Below are 6,774 nucleotides of genomic sequence, written 5' to 3'. Positions count from 1 at the left end.
AAATCTCAGTGAAAATTTACGCCCTCAGAGGGTCAGATCTCAGTGGCAATCAACAGCCAATGGCCATCTTCTCCCATGACCGCCTTGAGATCATCGTATGGATAGCTACCCTCGTCTCCCGGGCTCCGGTCTCCGACATCCAGGAACGTAACCTCGACACCTGTACGGTTGACGAGCTGATGAGCGATCTCGCTCGCAGGAAAGCCGGCGCACATGCCCGGGCGCAGTTGCACCTCTCCCTGGTCAGTGACCAACGTCGGCTCCCCTTCCAAGACATAGATGAATTCGTCCTGTTTGCTATGTCTGTGCAGGAGTGCAGACTCGCTGCCGGGGGCGAGAGACGTCAGGTTCACGCCGAAGTTTTTTAACCCGAATAGATCTCCTAGCACGCGCTTGGAGCGCCCCTTCATCCGACTGAAGAATGGCTCTGGATAGTTGGACGGCTTTTCTCTCAGTGGGACATCTCTGGCGATTGTCGCGATAGTTGCGCTGCTGACACTTTCCATTTTCCTCTCACCTACTCCCAAGATTGAGGCCCAAGCAGAGCACCGGCAGGGGAATATGTCAATATTGCTGACCTTTTCCTCTCTTGATCAACGTTCCTACGGGAGCAGTTTGGAAGCCCGGCGCGGTGTTGGTTGTGCTCTGGCCGCCGTAGTCGCCCCTCGCCCGTGGCTCACCACCTTTTTGGGGAACTCCTGCAGAAGTGCCGTTCGCGTTAGACCTGACAGGGAGTGTCGATCAGTGGTAGCGGGGCGTCACTGTGGCCCGCTGCTGTCTCAACGGATACGACTTTTCAAGAGCGGCGAGATCGAATGGCTTTCGGACCAGGGGAATATGTCGGAATCGCTCTGGGATATGATCCAAGGTGACGCTGCTGGCGAATATAAAGGGCGTGCCACGCTCAACGAGCAGATCAGCGACGGGATATACGTTCTCGTCGTGGAGTTGGATGTCGAGAATGGCGAAGTCTGGCCAGAGTTTTACGTGCGTGTTCAGTGGTGTGATCGAGGCAGCAAAGACATGCTCCGCTATTATGGCTTGAGTGTCGTGGGTGGAGATCTCACCTGGACACTGAAAGAATCGCAGTACGACTGCGGCACGGTGATCGGCGATGATCCTGAAGCCGCTCTCGCCGTCCTGAGCAAAGAGGAGGCACGGGCGGTGCGTCGAGCTGACCTGGCCCTAGGTCTCGACGAGACAATCAAGTACCTAAAGCCGGCTCTCGCTAAGCATTACGCTGGCGCCTGTGTGGAAGTCTGGCGTCGGGCTGAGCTCGAGCACTCCGATCTGGAGGAGGACTTCTCAAAGAAAAACTCGGAGCTAGTGGCCGCACATGGAAGGCTGCAGAAAGACGCTAGGGCTGCGCCTTCTGCCTACGCCAGGCTGAAAGCCATCGCCGAGGAAGTTTGCGCCCGTTCCGATGAGGCACGATCTGATGCCGACCGGCAAAAGGAAATAGCCATAGAAGCAGTGCTGATGCTGCGGAATGTTGCGCCGGGAGTATCGCTATTCCCTGACGTGCCTGCGTTGTCCGGGCTGCGGTTCTGAGGTATTGCACCGCGGAAGATGTGGCAGTCGCGGAGGAACTCGGATCCCCGACCCTCACCGGAACCTGATGCTCTTTCCAGCTGAGCTACGCGACCAAACTGTGAAGCTGCAGCTAAAATCGCGCAGCTAGGTACCGAAAATCGGGTCATGTGGTGCAATCGACTCAGGATACCTTGGAATCGACTCAGCTTTGATTTGGCACGACAAGTATTTGAAAATATTGGTGCACCCGACACGATTCGAACGTGTGGCCTCTGCCTTCGGAGGGCAGCGCTCTATCCAGCTGAGCTACGGGTGCATCCGTGACGCGGGGGCGGGGCCCCGGCTGAACGGGCGCAAACTAGCCAAAGCCGGCGCGCCGCGCAACGGGGTTGGTTGGTTTTGTTTGTCGGGCACGGGAGCGGTCCGTCGGCGGGGCCTGGCCGGGGCGTTCCGCCGGCTGTTCTGGCGCCGCGCGCCGGTGGCGTTTTCCGCGTTAACCGCCTTCAAGCTGCCCTGATTGGGTCCTATCGCCGCCACAGCTGAAATAGGCTAAGGGTGGCCGCATGACAAATTCAAGCAATGGACGCCAGCGTGCCGCGCTGCTGGGCGCCGTGCTGGCGCTGGCGGTGTCGGGCTGCTCGATGAGCGCGCTGAAGCCGGCGCCGGGCGCCGCCAAGGCGGCGCTGGCCGATTTCGCCACCCCCAGCACGCCGGCCGGGCATGTGCCCAAGGCCGATGCGGTGCCGATGGCGACCTCGGCGCTGGGCTATACCGAGGGCTCGATGGACGGACTGATCCGCCATTATGCGCAGCACTACAGCGTGCCCGAGGACCTGGTGCGCCGGGTCATCGTGCGCGAGAGCAATTACAATGCGGGGGCGCGCAATGGCCCCTATTACGGGCTGATGCAGATCAGCCACGCCACCGCCGGCGGCATGGGCTATCGCGGCCCCCCGGCCGGGCTGCTCGATGCCGAAACCAATCTGCGCTATGCGGTGCGCTATCTGGCGGGGGCCTATATCACCGCCGGCGGCGATTATGATCGCTCGGTGCGGTTCTACGCCAGCGGCTATTATTATGACGCCAAGCGTGCCGGTCTGCTGCAGCGGGCCGGGCTGCGCTAGCCGCCCTTCACCGCTCCGCTGATAAGGCGCTAGGGGGTCACCGGCACCGGCTCGTTGAGCAGCAGCAGCAGGTGCCTGGCCAGATCGGATTGCTGATAGGGCTTTGACAGCCGCGGCAGGTCGATATCGACACCATCGGGCAATTCGGAATAGCCCGTCGCCAGGACAATGGGCAGGCCGGGGCGCAGCGCGCGCGCCGCATGCGCCAGTTCCACCCCGGTCATGCCGGGCATGGCGTAATCAGTAATCAGCAGGTCAATGGTCTGGTTGCTGGCCAGAATCGCCAGCGCGTCGCGCCCGCTATAGGCTTCAAGCGCGGTGTGGCCGAGCTGCTCGACCATGTCGATCGCGTTCAGATTGATCAGGGCGTCGTCGTCGACCACCAGGATCACGGCGGGCCTATTGGCCTGATTGTCCATGCTTTCCAATCCCTCTGCGAACCGATGACAGTCCGATCGTCATTCAAATTTGAATATGCGGCCCTTAAAAGGCAAAAACGGCCCAAATGCGATGATGCGCCCGCCGCAGGACAAAAGTGGTGCCGGCGGCACGGCGCGAAACTGGCCAAACGCGGCAGGTTGTGCCCCGGTTCCCCGCCGCTGGCTCTTTTGGCCCGGGGCAAACTGGCCTAATGTCGGCGCGTTCATCCATTCGGAATCGCTGCTCATGCATTTGCTGCTCGTTGATGGCTCGGCCTATATTTTCCGCGCCTTCCATGCCCTGCCCCAGCTCAACCGCAAGTCGGACGGGCTGCCTGTCGGCTGCGTGCAGGGCTTCTGCAACATGCTCTACAAGCTTACCGAAGATTTGAAGGGCGAGGATGCGCCCACCCATATGGCGGTGATCTTTGACCATGCCGGCAAGACCTTCCGCGATGATTTCTTTCCCGACTACAAGGCCCAGCGGCCGCCGGCGCCGGCCGAGCTGGTGCCGCAGTTCCCGCTGACCCGGGCGGCCACGCGCGCCTTTTCCATCCCCTCGATCGAAATGGCGGGCTGGGAGGCCGATGACATCATTGCCACCTACGCCTGCATGGCCAGGCGGGCCGGCGGCAAGGCGACCATTGTCTCGTCCGACAAGGACATGATGCAGCTGATCGAGCCCGATGGCAGCATCCGCATGCTCGACACCATTCCGCGCCCCGGCCAGCCGCCTTTGCGCTGGATCGGCATGGATGAGGTGTTCACCAAGTTTGGCGTCACCCCCGACAAGGTGATCGAGGTGCAGGCTTTGTGCGGCGACAGCGTCGACAATGTCCCCGGCGTGCCCGGCATTGGCGTCAAGACGGCGGCCGAGCTGATCAATCAATATGGCACGGTGGAGAACCTGCTCGCCCATGCCGACGAGATCAGGCAGAACGCGCGGCGCGAAAAGCTCAAGGCCAATGCCGATCTGGCGCTGGTCTCCAAACGCCTCGTCACCCTCAGCCAGGATGTGCCGGTGGAACTTGAGCTGGACGCCCTGGTGCGCCAGCCCATGGAGCCGGGCAATCTGTTCCCCTTCCTCAAGGCGATGGAGTTCAACACCATCACCAAGCGGCTGGCCGGGCTGCTCGATGCCAATCCCGACGATTTCCCCGCCGATCCCGAACTCAGCGCCAAAACCGCCCCCGGCGCGGTGGGCTTTGACAATGCGGCGCGGGCGGAAAGCCGGGCGGCGCGGCACGAGGCCAGTGGCCGCTCCAATGCCGCCACCGTCGCCCATGCGGCGGCCGAACATGCCCGGGTGCGCGCCATCCCCTTCAGGCCGGAAGATTACGAGATCATCCGCGACGCCGCCGCCCTGCAGCGCTGGATCGACGCCATCGAGATGACCGGCTATGTCGCCACCGATACCGAGACCACCGGGCTGGACAACCAGACCGCCGATCTGGTTGGCATCTCGTTTTCCATCGCTCCGGGCAGTGGCGCCTATCTGCCGCTCGGCCATTCCGACGGCGAGGCCGACATATTTGGCGGCGGCGGGCTGGTCGAGGGGCAGATGGAGATCCGCACCGCGCTCGACATGCTGAAGCCGCTGTTTGCCGATCCGTCGATCCTCAAAATCTTCCACAATGGCAAATATGATCTGGGCATGCTGGCGCGCTATGAGGTGCCGGTGGCCTCGATCGATGACACGCTTCTCTTGAGCTATGCGCTGGACGGGCCGCAGTTCAACACCATGGGCGAGCTGGGCGAACACTGGCTGGGCTTTGCCGGCCAGTCGATCCGCGAGCTGCTCGGCAGTGGCAAGAGCCAGCGCACCTTTGCCCAGGTGCCGCTGGCCGAGGGCGCGCGCTATGCCGCCGAAGATGCCGACATGACCATGCGGCTGTGGCAGGTGCTCAAGCCGCGCCTCGCCGCGGAAAACATGACGGCGCTCTACGAAACCATCGAGCGGCCCCTGGCCCCGGTGCTGGCGCGGATGGAGGCGCGCGGCGTCAATGTCGATCGCGCCATTCTGTCGCGCCTCTCGGGCGAGTTCGCCCAGCGCGCCGCCGCCTTCGAGGCGGAAGCCTATGAACTGGCCGGGCAGAGTTTCAATCTCGGCTCGCCCAAGCAGCTGGGGGAAATCCTGTTTGACAAGATGGGGCTCGAGGGCGGCAGCAAGACCAAGACCGGCGCCTGGGCCACCGGCGCCGATGTGCTCGAAGACCTGGCGCTCAAGGGCGTGCCGCTGGCCCGCACCATTGTCGACTGGCGCCAGCTCAACAAGCTGCGCGGCACCTATACTGATGCCCTGCCCGCCTATATCAATGCCCGCACCGGACGGGTGCACACCACCTATTCCCAGCATTCGGTGCTCACCGGGCGGCTGAGCTCGAACGATCCGAACCTGCAGAACATCCCGGTGCGCACCGAGGATGGCCGCAAGATCCGCTCCGCCTTTGTCGCCGCGCCGGGCAAAATCCTGATCTCTGCCGATTACAGCCAGATCGAGCTGCGCGTGCTGGCCCATATCGCTGATATTCAGGCGCTGAAAGACGCCTTCGAGGAGGGGCTCGACATTCACGCCATGACCGCCAGCGAAATGTTCGGCGTGCCGGTGGCCGGCATGCCCAGCGACATTCGCCGCCGCGCCAAGGCGATCAATTTCGGCATCATCTATGGCATTTCCGCCTTTGGCCTGGCCAATCAGCTGGGCATTGGCCGCGGCGAGGCGGGCGACTACATCAAGACCTATTTCGAGCGCTTCCCCGGCATCAAGGACTATATGGAAGAGCAGCGCCGCCGGGTGAAGGAAGACGGCCACGTCACCACGATCTTTGGCCGCCGCATCAACTTCCCCAATGCCAAATCGCACAATCCGAGCGAACGCGCCTTCGTCGAACGCGCCTCCATCAACGCCCCGATCCAGGGCTCAGCCGCCGACATCATCCGCCGCGCCATGATCCGCATGGAGCCCGAACTGGCACGGGCGGGCATCGACGCCGACATGCTATTACAGGTGCACGACGAACTGATCTTCGAAGTGCCGCTGGGCACCGAGAATGAGGCGATCCCGGTGATCAAGCGGGTGATGGAAGGCGCGGCGGAACCGGCGGTGCGCCTGACGGTGCCGATCCAGGTCGACGCCCATGCAGCGGGGAACTGGGACGAGGCGCATTGAGTGGAGATAACCCTCACATTTGAGGGAGAAATTCCCGCCCAGCGAACGGATTTGGGCGTGATTTGGAGCATGCGCCGATCCTTCCACACCCAGTTGCAGAAAGTTTGGGGCAAGGAGCCATTTGGCATCTTGAAGAAGTGGGAGGACACCAGTTTCTCGGCAGGTGCTCCAAATTTCATTCGCCGTCATTCAAGTCAGGCCAATGGCGATGAAGGTGACGAATGGCAATATAGCGATGCTCTTTTAGGACCCGCCGAGACGGCATTCCATTGTCCCGCTCAACGGTGTCGGGCACCACCCTAAGCCTACCCACGGTGTACCTCCAGCCTTGAGCCGGGCCCATCCCGAGATCAGTGAATGGCCGCAAGGTGGATCGTTCGGGGCACCGTTCTGCGATGGGGGGGGTTGCACTCTCAGGATGGATCCGCGCTGGAGCCTGCCCTCGGGCGCGCAGCGACCCGGGGGACGGGGATGACATCGAGTGTGTGGTGGGGGAGGGCGACGACTGCAGCATCTGTATCCACGCGCC

General features: G+C 62.4%; 5 protein-coding genes, 2 tRNA genes and 1 pseudogene. 3 read left to right on the top strand and 5 right to left on the bottom strand.

Annotation, left to right across the window (positions count from 1 at the left end; genetic code table 11):
- Positions 1-32: 32 nt before the first annotated feature.
- On the bottom strand, positions 33-506 hold the full coding sequence (locus ABFY71_RS05050) for a cupin domain-containing protein (protein ID WP_347944947.1): 474 nt from the start codon (positions 504-506) through the stop codon (positions 33-35).
- Between the two features lie 331 nt (positions 507-837).
- Here ABFY71_RS05050 and ABFY71_RS05045 point away from each other — a divergent pair, with 331 nt between their 5' ends.
- Positions 838-1,551 carry a 3'-5' exonuclease family protein gene (locus ABFY71_RS05045; RefSeq protein WP_347944946.1) on the top strand — a complete coding sequence of 238 codons (714 nt, stop codon included), beginning with the start codon at positions 838-840 and terminating at the stop codon, positions 1,549-1,551.
- 21 nt (positions 1,552-1,572) lie between these two features.
- Here ABFY71_RS05045 and ABFY71_RS05040 read toward each other — a convergent pair.
- Positions 1,573-1,646: transfer RNA gene (locus ABFY71_RS05040), tRNA-OTHER, on the bottom strand.
- Between the two features lie 126 nt (positions 1,647-1,772).
- Positions 1,773-1,849 (bottom strand) — tRNA-Arg (locus ABFY71_RS05035).
- A 469-nt stretch (positions 1,850-2,318) separates the two neighbouring features.
- On the opposite strand from ABFY71_RS05035, the pseudogene ABFY71_RS05030 reads away from it, so the two are divergent.
- Positions 2,319-2,657: pseudogene (locus ABFY71_RS05030) on the top strand (transglycosylase SLT domain-containing protein); the annotation flags it as partial.
- Positions 2,658-2,686: 29 nt separating this feature from the next.
- On the opposite strand, the gene ABFY71_RS05025 reads toward ABFY71_RS05030, so the two are convergent.
- A complete protein-coding gene (locus ABFY71_RS05025) occupies positions 2,687-3,076 on the bottom strand; it encodes a response regulator (protein WP_347944945.1) in 390 nt (129 codons plus the stop codon).
- Positions 3,077-3,115: 39 nt separating this feature from the next.
- The gene (locus ABFY71_RS05020) at positions 3,116-3,325 is read right to left on the bottom strand and encodes a hypothetical protein (RefSeq protein WP_347944944.1); all 210 of its coding nucleotides are present in this window, start codon (positions 3,323-3,325) and stop codon (positions 3,116-3,118) included.
- Here ABFY71_RS05020 and polA point away from each other — a divergent pair.
- Positions 3,324-6,245, top strand: a complete 2,922-nt coding sequence (gene polA, locus ABFY71_RS05015; RefSeq protein WP_347944943.1) for a DNA polymerase I — start codon at positions 3,324-3,326, stop codon at positions 6,243-6,245. The genes ABFY71_RS05020 and polA overlap by 2 nt on opposite strands.
- Positions 6,246-6,774 lie beyond the last annotated feature (529 nt).

It is taken from the genome of Devosia alba, assembly GCF_039938915.1.
In the GTDB taxonomy this organism is placed as follows: domain Bacteria; phylum Pseudomonadota; class Alphaproteobacteria; order Rhizobiales; family Devosiaceae; genus Devosia; species Devosia alba.
Note: the sequence above shows the minus strand (reverse complement) of the source record. Positions and strands in the feature narration are given on the sequence as shown.

Bases quoted from the DNA above. Each gene is read 5' to 3' on its own strand.
- ABFY71_RS05025 (WP_347944945.1), bottom strand. From the start codon at position 3,076: ATGGACAATCAGGCCAATAGGCCCGCCGTGATCCTGGTGGTCGACGAC.
- ABFY71_RS05045 (WP_347944946.1), top strand. From the start codon at position 838: ATGTCGGAATCGCTCTGGGATATGATCCAAGGTGACGCTGCTGGCGAA.
- ABFY71_RS05020 (WP_347944944.1), bottom strand. From the start codon at position 3,325: ATGAGCAGCGATTCCGAATGGATGAACGCGCCGACATTAGGCCAGTTT.
- polA (WP_347944943.1), top strand. From the start codon at position 3,324: ATGCATTTGCTGCTCGTTGATGGCTCGGCCTATATTTTCCGCGCCTTC.
- ABFY71_RS05050 (WP_347944947.1), bottom strand. From the start codon at position 506: ATGGAAAGTGTCAGCAGCGCAACTATCGCGACAATCGCCAGAGATGTC.